The sequence below is a fragment of the Nocardia miyunensis NBRC 108239 genome, assembly GCF_001613065.1.
In the GTDB taxonomy this organism is placed as follows: Bacteria; Actinomycetota; Actinomycetes; order Mycobacteriales; family Mycobacteriaceae; genus Nocardia; species Nocardia miyunensis.
On record NZ_BDBQ01000063.1, the window covers coordinates 53,340 to 73,488 of the forward strand.

Here is a 20,149-nt window from a genome sequence, read left to right on the forward strand (position 1 = left end):
GGATATGACCGCCGTGGACTATCAGCACCTGCTCGTCGACCGGGACGGTGACACCGTCCGCATCACGATGAACCGCCCCGAGCGGCGCAATGCGCTCTCGGCCGAGCATCTGGCCGAATTGCTGGCCGCGTTCCGGGCCGCCGGTGCCTGCGATGCGACCGGGATCGTGCTGGCCGCTCGCGGCCCGGTGTTCTCGGCCGGTCACGACTTCGCCGACGTCGCGGCCCGGGATCTCGTCGGTGTGCGCGAGCTGCTGGAGTTGTGCACCGAGCTGATGCGGGCCATCGAGGCCGCGCCGCAGGTGGTCATCGCACGGGTGCACGGTCTTGCCACCGCGGCAGGATGCCAGCTGGTCGCCTCCTGCGACCTCGCGATCGCCGCCGAATCGGCCGGTTTCGCGCTGCCCGGCGGTAAGGGCGGCTGGTTCTGCCACACTCCGGCGGTCCCGGTGGCACGTGCGGTCGGCCGCAAACGCCTGATGGAACTGGCCTTGACCGGCGACCCGATCGATGCCCGCACCGCCGCGGAATGGGGTCTGATCAACCGCGCGGTTCCCGACGAGGATCTCGACGCCGCCGTCGCCGAATTGCTCGGCCGCGCGACCCGCGGCAGCCGTGCGAGCAAGGCCCTCGGCAAGCACACCCTCTACGCCGAACTCGACCGCCCCGAAGCCGACGCCTACACCTTGGCCGTCGAGGTCATGGCCGCCGCCTCCCAACTGCCCGGCGCTCGCGAGGGCATGGCCGCGTTCCTGGAGAAGCGCCCACCGGTCTGGCCGGACTGAATATCGTTGTCGCGCAGCAGAACTCTTGCTATGCGGCGCGGCGAGCAAGAGTGACGGCACTCCGGCGTCTCAGGCCGGTTCGCGTCGCGGCGTCCCCGCCGACCCGCTGACGATATGCCTTCTCGTCATTGCTGAAGCCGCTCATACGCAACCTTCACTGGACGGAGTAGTCGAGGTAGTCCGCCCCGCCGACGTACACGGTGTGCCCGAGCGGGTGATCGCCGAAGGCGGCATCGGCCACGGCGGTGGCGAATTCCTCGACCGTCGGGAGCGCGCCGTGCTCGGTGCGGGCGGCGACCGCGTCCGGATCACGGCGTTGCAGCAGGCGCACGATGATGGTGCCGTCGATCATATCGCCCGAGACGACGGTGAAACCGATTCGGCGCGAGTCGAATTCGGGGATCAGCTCGCGCAGGGCGTCCTCTCCGGCGCGTTTGCTGGCGGCGATGGGCGCATAGTCCGCGGGCACGGGTTTGCGGCCGTGGAAGTGCGCCTGGTGACTGGTGACGAAGATGATGCGCGCGCCGGCGGGCATATGCGGCAGCAGCAGCCGGACCAACCGCAGCTGCGCGTCACGGTTGATGGACATCGCGTAATCCGGCGACGCGCCGCGCTCGAGACCGCCGGATGCGTTGAGTACCAGCACATCCAGGCGTCCGAACTCCCCGACGATCTCTCGGACCAGTGCGTGCGCGGCGTCCTCGTCGGACAGATCGGCTCCGGCGATCGACGCGCTACTGCCGGACGCGGCGATGTCGTCGGCGAGATCCTGTGCGCGCCTGCGTTTCTCACGGTAGTTGACGATCACGTGGTCGCCTCGGGCGGCCAGAATCCGGGCCGTGGCCGCTCCGATGCCCCGCGATGCCCCGGTCACCAGCGCGATTCTGCTCGAATCCACTCGGCCTCCTTACTCGATCACTTCTATTTCAGAAGCAACTATGGTAGTTCTGAATGAGAAGCGCAAGAGATCCGAGGACACCGCGGCGGGATCCGGCCGTGGCGCCCACGCACGCCATGGAGCTGCTGGGCCAGCGCTGGATGCTGCGGGTGATCTGGGAGCTGGAGCCGGGTCCGCTGGGCTTTCTGGAGTTGCGCCGTCGCATGGACAACTGCTCGTCGAGCATGCTGTCGGTGCGCCTGCAGACGCTGCAGACCGCCGGAATCATCGTCAAACGCTTCGACAAGTCCTATGAGCTGACCTATCCGGGCGTCGAACTGGGCCGGGCGCTCGAGCAGCTCTGGGCGTGGGCGGATCGTTGGCACGACACGATCGGCGGATCGGCCGCCGAAGGCCCGGCCTGAAACGTCCGCGCGTGTCGGGTCGATAGGCAGATAACGTAGATATGGCCCGCGACCAGGAGAAACATTATGATCTCATGCCGTACCGCGGCAGTGGCGTCGGCCGCATTGGCGACCATGGCGGCGGTCACCGCGGCACCCGCGCAGGCCCGGCCCACCGATCTGCCGCCCACGGTCCTGCTGCTCAGCGTGTCCCGGAGTCACGCACCGGCGCTGGGCACCGTCCTGTTGACCTGCTCGCCGGCCGTCGCGGGCAACCATCCCCAATCGGACGCGGCCTGCGACGAACTCGAGGCCGCGGGCGGCGACTTCGGCGCGCTGCGCGGCCGGGCCATGCGGTTCTGCCCGATGATCTACGACCCGGTCACCCTCTCTGCCGAGGGCATCTGGCACGGTACGCGGGTCAGCTATCGCCAGACCTATGCCAACGCATGTCAATCCGGTGATCGCAGCACGTACGTCTTCGCATTCTGAGACCGCGCAGCGCCTCGCCGCAATGTCATTGGCGCTCAACCGTGTTGGGCGAGCACCTCCGCACGCCGACGGGCCATGGTATCGGCGGGATCGTCACCGTTCAGCAGAGCGCGGCACAGCGCCGCCGCATCGTCGATGGCATTGCGCGCACCGACACCGGACGACGGGCTGAGCGCGTGATCAGCGTCCCCGCAAAGGATTACGGGTAGTCGAGGCGGAAGAGCCTTGGCCAGCGGCACACGGCGGGCATTGGAGACGTGCACCATCGCGGTGTGGTCGAGCAGGGTGTCCAGCAGATACGGAATCTCGGGCAGGGCGCTGCGAATCGGTTCGATCCATCGGGCCAGCGGGTGAAATCCGGTGTAGCCCACCTCGATCGGCTCGCGGGTCAGGCGCACGAACCACACCGCGACGGTGTCGTTCCAGAAATGCCCGAAGGTGGCCGGAGTGTCGCCCGCGTGCCGGTGGAAATGCAGCACCGACGGGGTGGTGTTGGGCCGGGTACCGGGCGCGGCGGTCGCGTAGAGCACCACCTGCCCGGCATATTCGGCGACGCGCTCGGGCTCGAGCCGGGTGCGGGCGATCGAGTCGATGCCGTCGGCGGCGATGAGCAGGTCGGTCGCGGCGCCGCCGGGATACAGCATGCCGCTGTCCGGATCCAGATCGCTGAACGCCGTCCCGTAGCGGATGTCCGCGCCTGCGGCCCAGGCGAATTCGGTCAGCACCCGCATCAGATCGGTGCGGTGATACAGCCGATGCCCGGTCGCGGGCGATTCGTGCACGTCCGAGGCCGGCGCGCCGACCCGGAATCCGTCCACGGGATAGGACGCGTCGTCGAGTTGATCGGCGGGAACTCCCAGATCGGCCATCGTGCGGTGCGCGTGCGCGTCCAGGAACAGGAACGCGCCGCCGCGCACGTTGGGTCTGCGTTCGTAGACGACGGCAGAGTGGCCCGCTCGCGCCAGCCCACCCGCGAGCAAGGTGCCCGCGATGCCGCCTCCGAGGATCGTCACCATATGTGATCCCTAGGCCGCCGGTGTCCGGTGCAGCCTGGTCAATTTTTCTCCTAGCCTGGCCATGCCGTCGGCCTTGCGCGCCCCCGCGGAACGACGTCCGGTCCGAATCGATGTCCTCCAATTACTAGCATTGTCAACATTTCTGCGCCACTGAGGCAGTCTCGCCCCGACAGCGATCGCACCCCGTTTCGCCTCGCTCGCGGCGGGTGTGTCGCGGTGTGTCCGGGGAGTGCGTTAGCCTGCCGGAACCTGCGGCGGTGCTGCGGTCGGCCACGTGAGGGTGATCGGTGACGGACTTGGGAGCGCGAACATGGTGAACACGAGAACGAATCGCAGGCGTGTGCGCATCGGATGCTGTGTGGCGGCGGCGGTGCTCGCCGCGGTTGCCGGATGCGGTTCGCAGAATTCCCCGTCGCCGGGCACCGGCGTCCGGTCGGCGGGGCAGTCGAATTCCCTGCCGGACGTCCTGGACTGTTCGTTCGACAAACCGGCCGTGCGGCCGCAGAACCTGATCCTCGCGTGCGCGGATCTGGGTGTGCAGGTCGAGAAGATCACCTGGAAGTCCTGGACGGCCGACAAGGCCGAGGGCGACGGCACCGAGCACGACAACACCTGCACGCCCAACTGCGCCGCCGGGAACTACGTCGACAAGCCCGTGCACGTCGTACTGTCCGATCCGGCCCAGCCCGCGAACCTCTACACCAAGGCCACCACCATCGACTCGACCGGAAAGGCCTCGCACTTTCCCCTGGAAGAGAAGCGGTGACCGCCCCGAAGCTATAGATGTAACTCCCAGTCGCATATACACCCGAAATTTTGCTACGCTCGGGTATCGGCGGCGGTGACGTCGCACGACGAGACCAGGAGTACCGATGAAGCTGCTTCCCCAGTGGACGCCTCGGGACGGGACCGATCCGGGCGAGGTAGCCCTGCACGCACGGAATGTGCGGTTCGACTGGCGCGACACCCCGTTGCGCTGGATGCCGGACGAGCCGATCGCCTCCCACCTGATCAACGCGCTGAACCTGCTGCTGCCCGAGGGCGAGCGGATGTTCGTGCTGGCGTTCTCCGAGGCGCTGGCGCTGGTGCAGGACGAGAAACTGCGCGAGCAGATGCTCGGCTTCATCGGTCAGGAATCGATGCACGCCGAAACCCACAACGACGTGCTGCAACAGGTACTCACCGCGCACGGCATCGATGTCGACGCCTACGTGCGTCAGATGGAGTTCTTGTTCCGCAAGACCCTCGGCCCTCGCCCCGCCCAGGGGGCCGCCGCGCAATTCCAGACCCTGGTCGAACGCATCGGCTTCATCGCCACCCTCGAGCATTTCTTCGCCTACCTGGGCGACTGGGTGCTCAACGCCGACCTCGAGCGGTTCGGCGCGGACCCGCGCGTGCTGGATCTGTTCCGCTGGCACGGTGCCGAGGAGGTCGAGCATCGGCACGTCGCGCACGATGTGGCGCAGTACTTCGATGTCGGCTATGTGCGCCGATCCGCGCTGATGCTGATCGTCTTCCCGATCTTCCTGGCCCTGGTGCTTCGTGGCACCAAATACCTTGTGCACGAAGACCCTTCGCTGCCGAATATGCGTTATCCGCGCCTGGTGCTGCGGGTGTTCGGCGCGATGTGGCGCGGTGCGCTGCCCGGGGTGCCCGCACTGCTGTGGAGTGCGGCCACGGTGCTGCGGCCCGGGTACGATCCCGGATCCGTCGGCTCGACCGCGCAGGCCGTCGCCTATCTCGCCAAATCGCCTGCCGCGCAGGCAATGGCGTCGTGAGCGCGCGGCGGGTTCCGCTGCTGCCTCCGGCGGACCTGTACGGGAGACGCCGCAGCGACAGGGCGATTCGCGTCATCGATGCGGTCGCCGAGACCCGGATGCGCTGGACGGCCCTGATCAATCGCCGAACGGCCGCCGGGACGGTGGACGATCACCGCATCGCGCTCACGGTCGCGCAGCGGCGGGTGGAGGCGCACGACACCGATGTGGTGAGCCTGCTGCTGACCGCGCCCGACGGCCGCGCGCTGCCGCCCTGGCGGCCCGGTGCGCATCTGGACCTGGAACTGCCCTCGGGCCGGTTGCGGCAGTATTCGCTGTGCGGAGATCCGGCCGAACGGCATGCGTATCGCGTTGCGGTGCGGCGCATTCCGGACGGTGCGGGCGGTTCGCGTGAGGTGCACGAGGCGTTGACGATCGGCAGCTCGGTCACGGTGCGGGGTCCGCGCAACGCCTTCCCGTTCGTGCTGCCCGGACACGGATCCGCCGCCGCGCGTGTGCATTTCGTGGCCGGGGGCATCGGGATCACGCCGATTCTGCCGATGGTGCGGATGGCGCGACGGCTCGGCGTCGACTGGTCGATGGTCTACACCGGGCGCAGCCGCGACTCCATGGCCTTCCTCGGCGAACTCGAACTCCTGGGCTCTCGGGTGAGCATCCGCACCGACGACGAGTCCGGGCTGCCCGAGGCCGGGGATCTGCTCGCCGGTGTGGACACCGCCACCGCGGTCTACTGCTGCGGTCCGGTCCCGATGACCACGCTGATCGCCGACCGGGTTCGCGAGATGCCCGGTGTGGAACTGCATTCCGAGCGGTTCTCCCCATTGCCCGTCCGGGACGGCACCGCCTTCGAGGTCGAATTGGCGCGTACCGGTGAGGTCATCGCGGTGCCCGCCGATCGCACGGTTCTGCAGGAGTTGCTGAAAGTCCGCCCGGACAGCCCGTATTCGTGCCGTCAGGGCTTCTGCCGCACCTGCCGGGTGAACGCGCTGTCCGGACCGGTCGACCATCGCGACACCGTGCTGACCGACGCCGAGCGAGCAGCGGGCGACCTGCTCATCTGCGTATCCCGTTGTGCTGGTGAGCGTCTGGTGCTGGACCTATGAGGCCCCGCGCCCACCCGCGTCCCCTCCACCGGCTCCGAAGGGAGATATCGTGACCGATCAGACCCCCGTTCCAGATGCCGAACGAATCGTCCGCAACGGCGAATTCGACCTCGCCGTCTACGAATACGGCGACGCCGCCGCCGAGACGGTCGTGCTGGTGCACGGCTGGCCGGACGATCATCACCTGTGGGATCGGGTGATTCCGCTGCTGGCCCGGCGGTTCCACGTCGTCGCCTACGACACCCGGGGCCACGGCCGCTCCACCCGCACCAGCCGTACGAGCGACTACCGGCTCGATGCCTTCGCGTCGGACTTCTTCGCGGTCGCCGATGCGGTCAGTCCCGAACGGCCGGTTCACGTGCTCGCGCACGATTGGGGATCGGTGCAGATGTGGGAGGCGGTGTGCGAGCCGCGGGCCGACGCGCGGATCGCCTCGTTCACCTCGGTCTCGGGGCCGAACCTCGATCACATGGGAAAGTGGATGCGCGCCAAGCTTTCCCGTGGCGCGGCGTGGGGCCCGTTCACCCAGTTGCTGTCCTCGGCGTACACGTTCCTGTTCATGACCCCGGGTGTGCCGCGCGTGGTGTTGCGGCCGCTGTCGGCGGCCACGATCTGGCAGCGTTTCGTCGGCTTGATGAACGAGACCGCGCCCGCGAATGTGCGTCTGGGCCCGAGGTTCCGGGAGGATTTCTTCGACGGGATGCGCATCTACCGCGCGAATATCCTGCAGCGCCTGGTCAACGCCCGCGACCGCTACACCGAGGTGCCGGTGCAACTGGTGATCGCCGGCCGCGACGTCGCGGTGCGGCCGGCGGGATACGCGGACGAGGCGCGGTGGACCTCGCGGCTGTGGCGTCGTGAGGTGCCCGCCGGACACTGGCTGCCGTTCTCGCATCCGGAGCTGTTGGCAACGGCCACAACCGAACTCGTCGATTCGCTCACCGAGGGCGCGTCCCCGCGCGGGCTGCGGCGCGCGGAGGTCGCGCGTGGCCGGGAGCGTCGTGAGTTCGAGGACCAGCTCGTCGTGATCACCGGCGGCGGCAGTGGCATCGGCCGGGAGACCGCGCTGTCCTTCGCTCGACGGGGTGCGGAGATCGTGGTCTCGGACCTGAATCTGGATGCGGCCAAACAGACCGTCGCGCTGGTGGAGGCCGAAGGCGGTGTGGCACATGCCTATTCGGTCGATGTCTCGGACGAGAAGGCCGTCGCCGAGCACGCCGCCGCGGTCATCGCCGCGCACGCGGTACCCGACATCCTGATCAACAATGCCGGAATCGGTCAGGCGGGCGACTTCTTCGAGACCTCGGCAGAGGATTTCGACCGCGTGCTGCGGGTGAATCTGGGCGGGGTGATCAACGGCTGCCGCACCTTCGGCGCGGCCATGGCCGAGCGCGGGCTCGGCGGGCACATCGTGAATCTGTCCAGTATGGCCGCCTATATGCCGCAGCGCGGGTTCAGCGCCTACTCGACGAGCAAGTCGGCGGTGTTCATGTTCTCCGACTGCCTGCGCGCCGAGCTGGCCGGTAAGGGCATCGAGGTGCACACCATCTGTCCCGGCATCGTGCACACGAATATCGTTGCCACAACCCGATTCTCGGGCTTGTCCGCCTCGGACGAGGCGGACAAGCAGGCGAAATACGATGAGCTGTACCGCAAGCGGCACTACGGCCCGGAGAAGGTCGCCGAGCAGATAGTGCGGGCCGTGCAGGACGGCCGCGACATCGTCCCGGTGACCCCGGAGGCCCATCTGCAGTACCACTTCCAGCGGCTCGCCCCCGCGGTCGCCCGGTTCGTCGCGGCGCGGGTCAAGCTCACCTGAGGCGCGGAGTATCCGGGCTCACCACTACGGTGCGGGAGTCTTCGGGGTGGAATCGCTTTCGCTCTCACCCCGGGTGGACCACAGACTCGTCGCGGTGACCGCCGCCAGCACCACGACGATCACCAGAAGCGAGGCCGCCGTCGACACCTGCGGCACGCCCGCCCAGATCTCGTGCGCCCAGTGCAACACCAGTTTCACGCCGATGAAGGCGAGGATCACCGCGAGCCCGTAGGCCAGGTGCACCAGTCGGTTCAGCGCCGCGTGCAGGACGAAATACAGAGCGCGCAGGCCCAGCAGCGCGAAGGCGTTGGTGGCGAACACCAGATACGGGTCGCCGGTGACGCCGTAGACCGCGGGCACCGAATCGACCGCGAATACCAGATCGGTGGTCATCACCGCGGTGACAACCAGGGCCAGCGGCGTCAGCGCGCGACGTCCGGCCTCCCGCACGCTCATCCGGGCCTCGCGATAGCCGTCGGTCACGGGCATCACCCGGCGCAGCAGCCGCACCGAACGCATCGTGGTGACCTCGACCTCGGTCTCCTGTCCGGTGATCGCGTCCTTCAGCAACTTGGCGGCCGTGACCAGCAGGATCGCGCCGAACAGCAGGAATGCCCAATCCAGTGCGGCCAGCGCGGCGGCGCCCAGTGCGATGAAGATGCCGCGCAGCACCAGCGCACCCGCGATGCCGAACAGCAGGACCCGCTGGGCCAGCCTCGCCGGCACCGCGAATGCGGCCAGGAGCAGCATGAAGACGAACAGATTGTCCACCGACAGCGATTTCTCCAGCAGATAGCCGGTGAAGAATTCCGTGCCCGGCCGCGACCCGTACGCCAACCAGATCACGATGCCGAACGTGACCGGCAACGCCAGATAGAACGCCGTCCACCCGAGAGCCTCGCGCATCGACACCTCGTGTGGGCGTCGGGTGACGGCGAAGTCGAGCACCAGCAGCAGCAACACACCGGCGATGGTCGCCGCCCACAGCCAGGGCGAGCCGATGGTGTGTAGCTGAGATGATGCGAGAACGGTCGGGGTCGAACTCATGAGACTCCTCGGGTATGGCAAACCACCCGAGGTCTCCTTCGCCCGTGAAACGGGCGGCCACCCGGGGATCTCAACCGTGAAATCCGTACTGACCGGTATAGCGCTTGGGAAGTACTCCCCTCGCGGGTGATCGTATCCGGAACCGGCCGTGACCGGCAAATCCTTCGCGACGTGTTCTCGCTCTCGGCGAACGGGGATTGACCTCAACTCAGCTCGAGGTATCAGGCTGGTCGCATCGTTCGAGACGAGAGGATGTGGCCGATCATGCGTGTTGTGGAAGTGAAGTCGTTCGGGGGACCGGAGGTGCTGGCGCCCGCCGAGGCGCCCGATCCGGTCGCCGGGCCCGGTCAGGTGGTCGTGGACGTCGCGGCGGCCGATGTGATGTTCCTGGATGTGCGGCTGCGCGGGGGTTGGGGCCGGGACTTCTTCCCGGTCGAGCCGCCGTACGTCCCCGGTGGCGCGGTCGCCGGTGTGGTCTCGTCGGTCGGCGAGGACGTCGATCCCGGCTGGATCGGCAAGCGAGTGGCTACGGCCACCGCGGCCAGCGGTATCGGCGGCGGAGTGCCGACCGGCGGCTACGCGACCAAGGCGCTGGCGAAGGCGCAGACGCTGGCCGAGATCCCCGACGGCCTGGACGACATCCGAGCCGCGGCCCTGGTACACGACGGGCGAACCTCGTTGATGCTCGCCGAACAGGCCCGGATCCGTTCGGGGGAGTGGGTGCTGATCACCGCCGCGGGCGGCGGATTGGGCACGCTGCTCACGCAATTGGCGACGGCGGCCGGCGCCTCGGTCATCGCGGCGGCGCACGGCGAGACGAAACTCGCACTGGCACAACGCCTCGGCGCGAAAGTGGTGCTCGACTACGAGGCCCCGGGCTGGGTGGACCGAGTCCGGGAGACGACCGGCGGGGCGGGTGTGACGGTGGTGCTCGACGGCGCGGGCGGACCGATCGGCGCGGATGCCCTGCGCGCCACCGCTCCCGGTGGCCGCTTCCTCGGATACGGTAACGCCGCAGGCGGATTCCTGGAGAATATAGCCGAATACGCAGCCGCACAGAACATTACTGTGCGACCGCTGCTGGAGATGACCAAGGCCGATATCGACTGGCCGGCCCTCGGCCGCCGCGCACTCACCGAGGCGGCCGCAGGGAACTTGGAAGTCGTTGTGGGACAGACCTTCCCGCTCGACGAGGCGACGGCGGCCCATGCGGCCATCGAGTCGCGTGCCGCGGTAGGACGGACTATCCTGACGGTTTGAGCCGGTGTCGGGGGCGGTTCGCGGTCAGCGTGGACTCAGCACGACGACCGCGATCGGCCGCTCGGTCTGCTTCTGGTACTGCGAATACCGCCCCTGATTCACCTTGTCGACCAGTCCCCAACGTCGCGCGTAGTCCGCATCGTCGGGATACGTCGCCCGTGCGCGCACCGCGATCTTTCGCCGCCCGACCTGAATCTCGCAGTCCTGCTTGGCTTTCAGATTCGCCAGCCACCCCGGCGGCCGGGGCGAGCCGCCGTTCGACGCGGTCACCAGATAGTCCTGCCCGTCGCGCGCGTAGGTCAGCGCGCTGGTCCGCGCCTGCCCCGACTTGCGCCCGACCGTCCGCAACAGCAACGTCGGATTCCCCGCCAGCAGCCGATGCCCCACCAGCCCGCCACTGTGCTCGTAAACCCACTGATGCGCTCGCAACACCTTCACGAACAAATCCGCCACGCCCGATCCTCCCGTCCGTCCCCTTCAACGGCCACACTATCCGCTACCCCGTGTCCTGGAAAACGCCGTTTCCGGCGATCCGAATAGGCGAACAGTCGCCCGACCCGGTACCATCGCCCTGCCCGAGGATTACTCGCGGTCGGGGGCGGTAGCTCAGTCGGTTAGAGCCGCGGACTCATAATCCGCTGGTCGTGGGTTCGAGCCCCACCCGCCCCACTTACTCCAGCCTAGGCGTCCCGGCCGATCCAGACGGTCTTGGCATTCATGAACTCGCGCATGCCGAGATCGGACAGCTCGCGTCCGTAGCCGCTGTGCTTGACGCGGCCGAACGGGATCTCGGGGTAGCTGGTCGTGTTGCCGTTGATGAAGGCCATGCCCGACTGCACTTCTTGCCCATTTCCATGGTGATCATCCGGCTGACGCTCTCGGCCTCTTTCTCCAGGCGTTCGGCCGCGTGCTGCAGCAATCCCACCCGCTCCTCGACGCTCGTGAGCCGGTACAAGGCAGCCGCTGCTGACGCGCGGGCGAGCTTTTCCTCCAGTTCTTCAGGAAGTCAGTTCGTCGAACCTCCTGAGGACCTCACCCGTCACTGTACTGGTCGTTGCGATAGCCACAAATTAACGGTACGACCGCCTAACATGACCCGCGATACACCCATTTGCACCCTCGTCCCACCCACAGCGAAACGAGGAACACGTGATGCAAATGCGAGCAGCCCGGATGTACGGGTACCGGGAGCCCCTTCGGATCGAAGAGGTTCCGGTGCCTGAGCCCAGGCCGGACGAGATTCTCCTTCAGGTCGCCGCGACGGGCATGTGCCGAAGCGACTATCAACTCCTCGACGGTTACTTCAAGGACCCGTTCCCCCTCGAGTTCCCCTACATCCCCGGTCACGAGGTCACGGGCCGAGTAGCGGGACTGGGCAGCGGTGTACCGAAGACCGTGGCTTACTCGGAGGGCGACATGGTCGTGGTGAATCCGAGCTGGGGAGACGGCACGTGCCGGCAGTGCCGCGAAGGCAACGAGCAGTTGTGCAGCGGTGGCGGCAGGTGGGTGGGCTTCGGCCCTCCCGGAGGCTTCGCCGAGTACATGGCCGTGGAGTACCGCCATGCGATCCCGGTCTCGGAGGACGCCGCGAAAGCTCCCGAGCTTCTCGCCCCCATGACCGACGCGGGCATGACCCCGTATCGAGGGATGCGCAAGCTTCGGGACGCAGGCAAGCTCGGCCCCGGCCGCACCGTCGCGGTAACGGGCATCGGTGGGCTGGGAAGCTACGCCGTCCAATACGCGAAGCTGCTTGGAGCCGGGGCGACCGTGGTGGCGCTCGCACGAACGGACAGCAAACTGGATGTGGCAAAGGAGAACGGCGCGGATCTCGGGATCAATGTCAAGGACAAGTCCCCCGCGGCCATCCAGTACGAACTGGAGAGGCTGACCGGCCGGAGAACAATCGATGCCATCCTGGACTGCGTCGGCAGCGAGGCATCCGTCTCGATGGGGTTCGATCTGCTGGGGCCCGAAGGCGCGCTGGCGGCTGTCGGTCTCATGAGCCACCGCGTCGAACACCGCCAGTTCCCCTTCGTGGGCACGGAGCTGTCCTACCTCGGTTCCTTCTGGGGCAACCACCTGGACCTGGTCGAGGTGCTTTCTCTCGCCGAGGCGGGCCTCATCAAGCACAACGTCACCAAAGTCAGGCTCGAGGACATCAACGAGAACCTGGAAGCCCTGGGCCGCGGCGAGGTCGTCGGACGCCAAGTCATCGTCTTCGGATGAAATTCGCGGCGGGCTATCGTCACCAATATGTGCGGCGGATATGCCAGTCGCACGCTATATCGATGTGGACTAGGCGAGGTGACCAGCCGCATAGCCAAAATGTAGACCGAGACGTGGTGGACGGTGCTGCATTCGGCCGACAGCGAGACGCGGCACCGGGCATGGTTCCATCTGGGGGAGGCCTGTGAGGGTTATACGGCGATGGTGAACGAAATACGCTGGCGACATCTCCAGTTACCGCTGGGCTGGACCGGAATTCGCGGGGACAGCGATGAAACAGCTGCCTCTCGTTATGCCTCCTGAAGGCTGTCGAATGCTTTCACGACCCTCTCGGCTGCGCTACGCGCACTTGCCGGATTGGCTCCGGTGATGACTCGACCGGCAGTGATGGAGTAGTCGTCGAACGGATGCATGGGAGAGCTGTAGTCCGCTCCCACGCTGCTCACTGCTTCGACGACGGGCTTCACCCCGTCGGAGTCGAGTTTTTCGAGGACACTCAAGACGATCTCGCCCTCGATCGTGAATCCGGTCACGGTTTTTCCCACAATGACCGAATTGCCGGTCTCGGAGTCGATCATCTTGGGCAGGATCACCGGTCCGTGGCAGATAGCGGCGACGATACCTCCTCGATTCCAGACGTCTTCGCCGACAACCTGAAGCCCTCGAGCGCTCGGATAGTCATAGAGCGCTGCGTGCCCGGCAGAAGCGAAGAACAAACCGTACTCCGCTTTCTGCAAGTCGGATGCTTTGCGCAATTGCGAATTCAACTTCACGTTGAACGGATGTTCGGGGTTGTCGAAGACCGCCTTGTCGTCACCCGCCAGAAAACGTTCGGTAAGCGAGAGATCATCCAAACCGTATGTGCCTGTTTCCGTGGCCAGATCCACCTCGAACCCAGCCTTCGTGAACACTTCGAATGGATGAAGGGCCTCGGTGTAGAAGAGGCCCGTTTTGGTGCCGTCCGGATAGATCACCCCGTGGTAGCTACTAATGGCGATCAGCGCCTTGCGGGGAAGATTCTCGGGCATGATTCACCCCTTCACTGAGTTGTTTCGTGTAGAACGCATCTCATCAGGCCTGGCACGCGATTTCCCGTGCTGACTCCCGGAGTCGATCGAAAATTCTACCAGCACACGCTTATTGGGCCGAAGCTATTCGGTTTCCTCGATTCAGGTGTAGCGGACGCGGATGCGCCGAAGTAAGCCGCGTACCGAGCGAACGACCGTAGCCGATGCCTGGAGCGTGCGCGGTGGTCAGCTCCGCTCGGCGGTCAGGTGGGTGGTGTCGGCGAGGCTGAGCAGGGTTCGGTTGCGCCAGTAGTCGTCGATTCGCAGGTGGGTTATCGCGCCCGGGTTGTCGCGAAGGACGCGAATCCGACTGCGCCGAAACTGATCTCGCGGAGGCGCGCGTCTGTAGTTACCGGGGAGTGCAGCGCGGCGGCGAGAATCTCTGCGGTTTCGGCACATCGGACGAGGTCGGATGTCGTGATCCGAATCGGTCGCAGGGGGTTGTGACGGCGCTCGAGTTCATGAGCCACCAGTTGCGCGTCGCGGCGGCCGCCTGACGTCAGGTGTGAGTCGTACCAGCCGCCGACAAGATCGAGTTCTGTGTGTTCGGCGTGCGGGTGGCTCACCACATAGAGGTTTTGCATGGAAACTCCGGTTTCGCTGTTCGAGCCGTCGACCGCGGGGCAGTTCCGTGCATCGGGGGAGCGGTCTGAACAGCTCGGCGATGCGCTATTGACAGCGATAGTGCGGTCGATCACACTGGGCAAGTTGACATGACTGTCACGTCACTAATGGATTCAGCTAGGAGGCAGCGGTGCCTGAAGTTCCCGATATGCGCGCGTTGGGCCAGGAGGTCAGCAATTGGGGGCGGTGGGGGAGCGATGATGAGCGGGGGACGACGAATCTGCTCACGACCGAGCGAGTGCTGGCCGCGGCAGGGCTGATTCGCACGGGGCAGGTTTTCACGCTGGGCATTCCGCTCGACGGCGACGGCCCGCAGCCGGGTGGGTTGCGGATCAATCCGATCCGGTTGATGTCGGAGAACGGGCAGGAGCAGGTGCTTCCGGGCGGGTTCAAATGGGCTGACGACTTCGTGTTCATGCCGCTGCAGGCCGGTTCGCAGTACGACTCGCTGGCGCATGTGCACTACGACGATCAGCTCTACAACGGTCACCCGGGCGACGGGGTCACGGTCAAGGGCGCGGACAAGTGCGGCATCCACACCCAGGCCGGTGGCATCGCCGGACGGGGCGTACTGCTGGACATCGCGCGGGCGCGCGGGGTGGACTGGCTCGAGGCCGGAACCGCGATCGGCCCCGAGGAGCTCGACGAGGTCGCCGCGGCGCAGGGCGTGCAGATCGGCTCGGGTGACATCCTGTTGTTCCGCACGGGGTGGCGCCGGAAATTCCTGACCGAGCGCGATCCGAACAGCTTCATGGCCGGTGAGCCCGGATTGAGTCTGGCCTGCGCGAAATGGTTGCGCGAGAAGGACATCGCCGTCGTCGGCTCGGACAACTGGGCCGTGGAGGTGATGCCCGGCGAGCATCCCGGCAGCGCATTCGAACTGCATATGGTGCTCATCCGCGACATGGGCGTGACGCTCGCGGAAATGCTGGACTTCGAAGACCTTTCGCAGGCTTGCGCGGCCGACGGCCGATGGGACTTCTTCTACGCCGGGCCACCGCTGCCGTTCACGCGCGGTGTCGGCTCACCGATCAATCCGATGGCGATCCGGTGACGGTGCGGCGGATTCGAATCGGCAAGGAGCAGAACAGATGTTGATCGGTGACATCGTCGAATACGGTGCGCGCAAACACCCGGAGCGGATCGCGCTGCGGTTCGAAGCGGAACAGGTCACCTACGGGCAGTTGCGAGATCGCTGCCGCCGCTTGGCGAATGCGCTGCTGGGCGTGGCTTCGCCCGGGGATCGGATCGCCATCCTGTCCTCGAACTGCACGCAGTACATGGACTGCTACTACGGCGTCCCGATGGCGGGTATGGCGCTGACGATTCTCAACGTCCGGCTGCATCCGGACCAGATCGTCACTCTCCTGGAGCATTCCGAGGCACGGGTGCTGATCATCGCGCCGGAGTTCGCCGAGGTGGTGGACCGTATCCGCGATCGCATCCCGTCGGTGACCACGGTGGTGTCGACCGGAACCGCCCCCGGAGCGATCGGCTGGGACGAATTCCTTTCGGGCGCTTCGGCGGACGTGCCCGAGCACACTCCGAGCCCCGACGATCCGGGCTGGCTGGTGTACACCAGCGGAACCACGGGCGCGCCGAAGGGAGTGCTGATCTCGCACCGGAATCTGCTCGCCGGCGTGACCTCGTCGGCGCTGCAATGGGAGGTGCCGGAGGAGACGGTGTTCCTGTTCTGCTTCCCGCTGTGTCACATCGGCGGATATGTGGTGATGATCAACCATCTGCTCGGCTGCACGGTCGGGATTCTGCGGTCCTACGACAACGCCACGTTCCTGCGTCTGGTGGACGAATGGCAGGTCACCCAAACGGGTTTGGCGCCGACGATGATCAATTTCCTGCTGCAGGACCCGGAGCTGGACAAGCATTCGCTCGATACTCTCCAGGCGGTGGGCTACGGCTCCTCGGCCATCCCCGCCGCGGTGCTGCGCGCCGGGCTCGAGCGGTTCGGCTGCGATTTCTATCAGGGCATGGGCATGACCGAACTCGCCGGCAACGTCCTGCATCTGGACGAGGACGCACACCGCCGCGCCGCGAACGGTGAGACCGGACTGCTGGCCTCGGCCGGAAAACCCATGCGGCTGGCCGATATTCGCATCGTGGACGACGAATTCGCTGACGTGCCGACCGGGCAGGTCGGGGAGATGATCGTGCGCGGCGATCAGGTGATGGTCGGCTACTGGAAGGATCCGGAGGCCACCGCCGAGGCGTTCACCGACGGCTGGTTCCACACCGGCGATCTGGTCCGCCAGGACGAGGAGGGCTTCGTCTACATCGTCGACCGGAAGAAGGATCTCATCATCAGCGGCGGTGAGAACGTCGCCTCGCTGACCGTCGAGCAGGCCCTCTACCGGCAGCCGGGCGTCGCCGAGGCGGCCGCGATCGGCGTCCGCGACGATACCTGGGGCGAGGTGGTGTGCGCGGTGATCGTGCTGCGCGAGAACGCCTCCGCGACGTCCGATGACATCATCACCGGATGCCGGGAACATCTGGGCGGGTTCCAGGTGCCGCGCCGGGTGGAGTTCGTCGACGCACTGCCGAAGAATGTGACCGGCAAGATTCTGAAACGGGAACTGCGCCAGCAGTTCTCGTGAGCGGATGCGAACCGATGACGCCCGTTCCCGTTGGGAGCGGGCGTCTTCGGAGTCCGGACGCGACCGCGATGCGGTTCTCTCCGGGGCCCGAGCCGATGGCCGATCCGATCCTGCGACGGCCGCCCCCGGGGTGTGACGCCCTCCGCATCGACCGGTGTTGATCGGCCGAGCGAATTATCCTGAGGTACGGGACCTTTCCATCGCGCGCTGGTTCGCCTGCCGGTGGAGTTCCTGGCCACGACGTCGATACACACCGCCACGTCGTCGAGGTCCGAACCGGACGCCCGCTTGTAAGGAGTTCCCGTGACGGACGATCAACCCATCGTGCTGGATCCGACCGGCACCGATATCCACGGCGAAATCGCCCGTATACGAGACCTCGGCCCGGCTGCCCGGGTGGAGCTGCCCGGCGGAGTGGTGGTGTGGATGGTCACCGACTACGCCGCGCTGCGGCGTCTGATGACCGATCCGCAGGTCTCCAAGGAACCACAGGACTGGACGACGTTGCGGGAGGGGCGGATTCCGGCCGACTGGGTGATGAACCCGTGGATCGGGCTCCGCAACATGCTGCGGAGTTCGGGGGAGGAGCACGCACGACTGCGCAAGGCGGTCGGCCCCGCCTTCGGCCCGCGCCGGGTGGCGGATCTGCGGCCCAGGATCGAGGCGATCGTCACCGATCTGCTGGACGGGCTCGCGGCCGCCCCGGTCGGCGACATCGCGGATCTGCGAGCGGATTTCGCGCGTCCGCTGCCGATCAAGGTGATCACCGAGCTGATGGGGGTGCCGCCGGAGATCGCGACCCCGCTGTGTAAGCACGCCGACGGCTCACTGGACACCTCCGCCGCGCCGGAGCAGGTGCAGAAGGATTTCATGGGGCTGCTGGATCAGGTCGCCAAGCTGATCGCCTACAAGCGTGAGCATCTGGGCGACGACCTGACCAGCACCCTGATCACCGGCCCCGACGAGGCGACCGGCCCGCTGCTGAGCGACCAGGAACTGCTGGACACCCTGACGTTGATCATCAGCGCGGGGCACGAGACGACGGTGAATCTGATCGACCACACGATCGTCGCGCTGCTGACCCATCCGCAGGCCCGTGCCGAGGCTCTGGCCGGGGAGGTCGAGTGGGAGGAGGTGATCGAGGAGAGCCTGCGCTGGCAGTCGCCGATCGCGAATATGCCGTTCCGATACGCCCGCGCGGACCTCGATCTCGGCGGCGGTGTCCGGATACCCGCGGGCGAGGCGATCCTGGCCTCGTTCGCCGGAGCCAATCGCGATCGGAATACGTTCGGCCGCAACGCCGACGAGTTCGACCCGTCCTGGGACCGGGAGACCGGCAGCAAGGGCCACCTGGCATTCGGTTACGGCGTGCACCACTGTCTGGGCGCACCCCTGGCCCGCCTCGAGGCGCGAATCGCCGTGCCCGCGTTGCTGTCCCGCTTTCCGGACCTGCGATTGGCCGCTGCCGCGGATGAACTGCGTCCGATGCAGACCTTCGTCATGAACGGCCACAAGTCGTTGCCGGCCCGCCTCAGCGCTTAGTGAGCGTCCGGGAACTCTTGTCAGTCTGGCTGGTGGTGGGTTGTCGGCGGGGTGACCGTGGGGTGCGGGGTTTGTCGAATGTGGTTGCGGGTGAATGGCGTTCGGTCCGGTGTGTGGGCGCCTGAGATGAAGAACTCCTGGTAGATCAGCGGTTGTCGAGACGATGTTCTGCCAGGAGTTCGTGTGCCAGTATTGCCGAGTTGTCTGTGTTCGTCCTGCCCAGTCCATGACTCGTCGTTGATCCGGGTGTGTCCGGGGTATCCATCCTCGTGCAGTGACGAGCAGTGGGAGCTGCTCGAACCGCTGCTGCCGCCGCCGGGAAACACCGGTGGCAAGGGCGGGCGCGGTGAGAAACACCCTCGCCGCCTGGTGCTGGACGCGATCTTCTACCTCGTGCGTGGCGGCATCGCCTGGCGGGCGCTGCCCAGGGACTTCCCGCCCCCGACAACGGTCTATGACATCTTCTGCCGATGGACCAAAGCCGGTGTGTGGCAACGTATCACCGATGTTCTGCGTGATCGGATCCGAGTCCGCGCGTGCCGCCGGCCGACCCCGACCGCGGCGATCATCGACTCCCAGTCGGTGCGGGGCGCGGACACCGTGCCCACCACATCAGGCGGATGGGACAACGGCAAGAAGGTCGGAGGCCGCAAAAACACCGCCGCTGCGTCCGCGACTACGAAACCCGCCCCGACCACCACGAAGCCATGGTCTACATCGCCACCATCATGACCACCTCACGCCGACTCACCCGAACATGACCGGCGCGAGGGAGTTCAGTTGGTCGGTACGGGGTGGAATGCGCCTGTCTCGGGATTCCATCCCTTGACCAAGACGGCGCCGGTGGGTGCAGCGGGCCAGCACTGAATCCGGATGTGTTGCCGATCGGCGGGATCGTCGGAGTCCTCGTCGTATTCCTCGTCATCGGGCGACCTCGTCAAGGACACGCGCAACCGCAGCCACCCCCTCGGAACTGTCACCAGATCACCGTCGTCCTCGCCGTAGGCCGGAGAGGTGAGCCTCAACGTGCCGGAATCGGCTCGGAGGCCACACTCCGTCACAGTGTCGAAGGCATCCATGTCATCGGCGGGCGGGGTGGCGGTCACGTCGATGGTGACGATGACGTCGCCGTTGACCCCTGTGCGGATGCCGATCGCGTCGTCCTCCAGCGCCAAGTAGTTGAGCAGTGCGGAATTCGCCCAGTCAGCCAGTTCGGCGGACGAGTCGCTATCAAGAAGATGGATCTGCTGGTAGTCGGAGAACACAGTCAGCTCAGTTGCCACAGCCCTCCTTTATACCCGGCCCTGAGGGCTCCGCCGACAGGGAATGTCAGGCAGCAAGGGAAGTTCCCGGACGCTCACTTAGAGACGCGCTGTCCGAACCGATTTCGGGCCCGCGGCACGACATCGAACAGGAGCAGCGCCCGCCCCCATCCAGGGCGGCCGCTGCTCATTGCGAAGCTGATCGAACGGGCCGTAGTTCCACGCCGTCGAGGTGG

The 20,149-nt window shown here is 66.5% G+C and carries 21 protein-coding genes, 1 tRNA gene and 1 pseudogene; 14 read left to right on the top strand and 9 right to left on the bottom strand.

The genetic code is table 11. The features are described from left to right. Positions 1–4: 4 nt before the first annotated feature. Positions 5–784: an enoyl-CoA hydratase-related protein gene (locus NM2_RS27255; protein ID WP_067674297.1), complete on the top strand. Its 780-nt coding sequence runs from the start codon at positions 5–7 to the stop codon at positions 782–784. Positions 785–938: 154 nt separating this feature from the next. On the opposite strand, the gene NM2_RS27260 is transcribed toward NM2_RS27255, so the two are convergent. Next, positions 939–1,682, bottom strand: a complete 744-nt coding sequence (locus NM2_RS27260) for an SDR family oxidoreductase (protein ID WP_245718243.1) — start codon at positions 1,680–1,682, stop codon at positions 939–941. Positions 1,683–1,735: 53 nt separating this feature from the next. On the opposite strand from NM2_RS27260, the gene NM2_RS27265 reads away from it, so the two are divergent. Continuing rightward, positions 1,736–2,086: a winged helix-turn-helix transcriptional regulator gene (locus NM2_RS27265; RefSeq protein WP_067674299.1), complete on the top strand. Its 351-nt coding sequence runs from the start codon at positions 1,736–1,738 to the stop codon at positions 2,084–2,086. Positions 2,087–2,152: 66 nt separating this feature from the next. Continuing rightward, positions 2,153–2,557, top strand: a complete 405-nt coding sequence (locus NM2_RS27270; protein WP_067674301.1) for a subtilase-type protease inhibitor — start codon at positions 2,153–2,155, stop codon at positions 2,555–2,557. Between the two features lie 35 nt (positions 2,558–2,592). On the opposite strand, the gene NM2_RS27275 is transcribed toward NM2_RS27270, so the two are convergent. Continuing rightward, positions 2,593–3,573: an FAD-dependent monooxygenase gene (locus NM2_RS27275; RefSeq protein ID WP_067674303.1), complete on the bottom strand. Its 981-nt coding sequence runs from the start codon at positions 3,571–3,573 to the stop codon at positions 2,593–2,595. Positions 3,574–3,883: 310 nt separating this feature from the next. Here NM2_RS27275 and NM2_RS27285 point away from each other — a divergent pair, with 310 nt between their 5' ends. From NM2_RS27285 to NM2_RS27300, 4 genes are all read left to right on the top strand, one after another. Next, positions 3,884–4,339 (top strand): hypothetical protein, encoded by a 456-nt coding sequence (locus NM2_RS27285; protein ID WP_157121337.1) that lies wholly within the window; start codon positions 3,884–3,886, stop codon positions 4,337–4,339. Between the two features lie 106 nt (positions 4,340–4,445). After that, a complete protein-coding gene (locus tag NM2_RS27290; protein ID WP_067674309.1) occupies positions 4,446–5,351 on the top strand; it encodes a metal-dependent hydrolase in 906 nt (301 codons plus the stop codon). Beyond that, a complete protein-coding gene (locus tag NM2_RS27295) occupies positions 5,348–6,454 on the top strand; it encodes a PDR/VanB family oxidoreductase (protein ID WP_067674311.1) in 1,107 nt (368 codons plus the stop codon). The genes NM2_RS27290 and NM2_RS27295 overlap by 4 nt, the downstream gene beginning before the upstream one ends. Before the next feature lie 49 nt (positions 6,455–6,503). Next, positions 6,504–8,273 carry an SDR family oxidoreductase gene (locus NM2_RS27300; protein ID WP_084531601.1) on the top strand — a complete coding sequence of 590 codons (1,770 nt, stop codon included), beginning with the start codon at positions 6,504–6,506 and terminating at the stop codon, positions 8,271–8,273. A gap of 24 nt (positions 8,274–8,297) precedes the next feature. Here NM2_RS27300 and NM2_RS27305 read toward each other — a convergent pair whose 3' ends face one another. After that, positions 8,298–9,320, bottom strand: coding sequence for a TerC/Alx family metal homeostasis membrane protein (locus tag NM2_RS27305; RefSeq protein WP_067674313.1), 1,023 nt, complete (start codon positions 9,318–9,320; stop codon positions 8,298–8,300). A 264-nt stretch (positions 9,321–9,584) separates the two neighbouring features. Here NM2_RS27305 and NM2_RS27310 point away from each other — a divergent pair, with 264 nt between their 5' ends. Then, the gene (locus NM2_RS27310; RefSeq protein ID WP_067674401.1) at positions 9,585–10,580 is read left to right on the top strand and encodes a zinc-binding dehydrogenase; all 996 of its coding nucleotides are present in this window, start codon (positions 9,585–9,587) and stop codon (positions 10,578–10,580) included. A 24-nt stretch (positions 10,581–10,604) separates the two neighbouring features. Here the strand turns inward: NM2_RS27310 and NM2_RS27315 are convergent, their stop codons facing one another. Continuing rightward, complete coding sequence (locus tag NM2_RS27315; protein ID WP_067674315.1) at positions 10,605–11,033, bottom strand: nitroreductase family deazaflavin-dependent oxidoreductase; 429 nt, start codon at positions 11,031–11,033, stop codon at positions 10,605–10,607. Positions 11,034–11,175: 142 nt separating this feature from the next. Here NM2_RS27315 and NM2_RS27320 point away from each other — a divergent pair. Further along, positions 11,176–11,249 (top strand) — tRNA-Ile (locus NM2_RS27320). Positions 11,250–11,260: 11 nt separating this feature from the next. Here NM2_RS27320 and NM2_RS49380 read toward each other — a convergent pair. Then, positions 11,261–11,407 carry an aldehyde dehydrogenase family protein gene (locus tag NM2_RS49380; protein WP_157121338.1) on the bottom strand — a complete coding sequence of 49 codons (147 nt, stop codon included), beginning with the start codon at positions 11,405–11,407 and terminating at the stop codon, positions 11,261–11,263. A 56-nt stretch (positions 11,408–11,463) separates the two neighbouring features. Then, positions 11,464–11,535 (bottom strand): annotated as a pseudogene (locus tag NM2_RS53075) (hypothetical protein); the annotation flags it as partial. A 218-nt stretch (positions 11,536–11,753) separates the two neighbouring features. Between NM2_RS53075 and NM2_RS27325 the strand changes: the two are divergent. Next, positions 11,754–12,806 carry an NAD(P)-dependent alcohol dehydrogenase gene (locus NM2_RS27325; RefSeq protein ID WP_157121339.1) on the top strand — a complete coding sequence of 351 codons (1,053 nt, stop codon included), beginning with the start codon at positions 11,754–11,756 and terminating at the stop codon, positions 12,804–12,806. Positions 12,807–13,096: 290 nt separating this feature from the next. Here the strand turns inward: NM2_RS27325 and NM2_RS27330 are convergent, their stop codons facing one another. Next, complete coding sequence (locus NM2_RS27330) at positions 13,097–13,834, bottom strand: type 1 glutamine amidotransferase family protein (RefSeq protein ID WP_067674317.1); 738 nt, start codon at positions 13,832–13,834, stop codon at positions 13,097–13,099. A 311-nt stretch (positions 13,835–14,145) separates the two neighbouring features. Beyond that, the gene (locus tag NM2_RS27335) at positions 14,146–14,571 is read right to left on the bottom strand and encodes a histidine phosphatase family protein (protein ID WP_245718244.1); all 426 of its coding nucleotides are present in this window, start codon (positions 14,569–14,571) and stop codon (positions 14,146–14,148) included. Positions 14,572–14,645: 74 nt separating this feature from the next. Here NM2_RS27335 and NM2_RS27340 point away from each other — a divergent pair, with 74 nt between their 5' ends. The 4 genes from NM2_RS27340 (at position 14,646) to NM2_RS27355 (ending at position 19,383) form a co-directional block, all read left to right on the top strand. After that, entirely contained in the window at positions 14,646–15,551 is a 906-nt protein-coding gene (locus NM2_RS27340) for a cyclase family protein (RefSeq protein WP_067674319.1), read from the top strand. 37 nt (positions 15,552–15,588) lie between these two features. Further along, a complete protein-coding gene (locus NM2_RS27345; RefSeq protein WP_067674321.1) occupies positions 15,589–17,109 on the top strand; it encodes a long-chain-fatty-acid--CoA ligase in 1,521 nt (506 codons plus the stop codon). A 303-nt stretch (positions 17,110–17,412) separates the two neighbouring features. Beyond that, positions 17,413–18,651, top strand: coding sequence for a cytochrome P450 family protein (locus NM2_RS27350; protein WP_067674323.1), 1,239 nt, complete (start codon positions 17,413–17,415; stop codon positions 18,649–18,651). Between the two features lie 246 nt (positions 18,652–18,897). Continuing rightward, the gene (locus tag NM2_RS27355; protein WP_245718246.1) at positions 18,898–19,383 is read left to right on the top strand and encodes a transposase; all 486 of its coding nucleotides are present in this window, start codon (positions 18,898–18,900) and stop codon (positions 19,381–19,383) included. A 44-nt stretch (positions 19,384–19,427) separates the two neighbouring features. On the opposite strand, the gene NM2_RS27360 is transcribed toward NM2_RS27355, so the two are convergent. Next, positions 19,428–19,934: a hypothetical protein gene (locus tag NM2_RS27360; RefSeq protein WP_067674325.1), complete on the bottom strand. Its 507-nt coding sequence runs from the start codon at positions 19,932–19,934 to the stop codon at positions 19,428–19,430. Positions 19,935–20,149 lie beyond the last annotated feature (215 nt).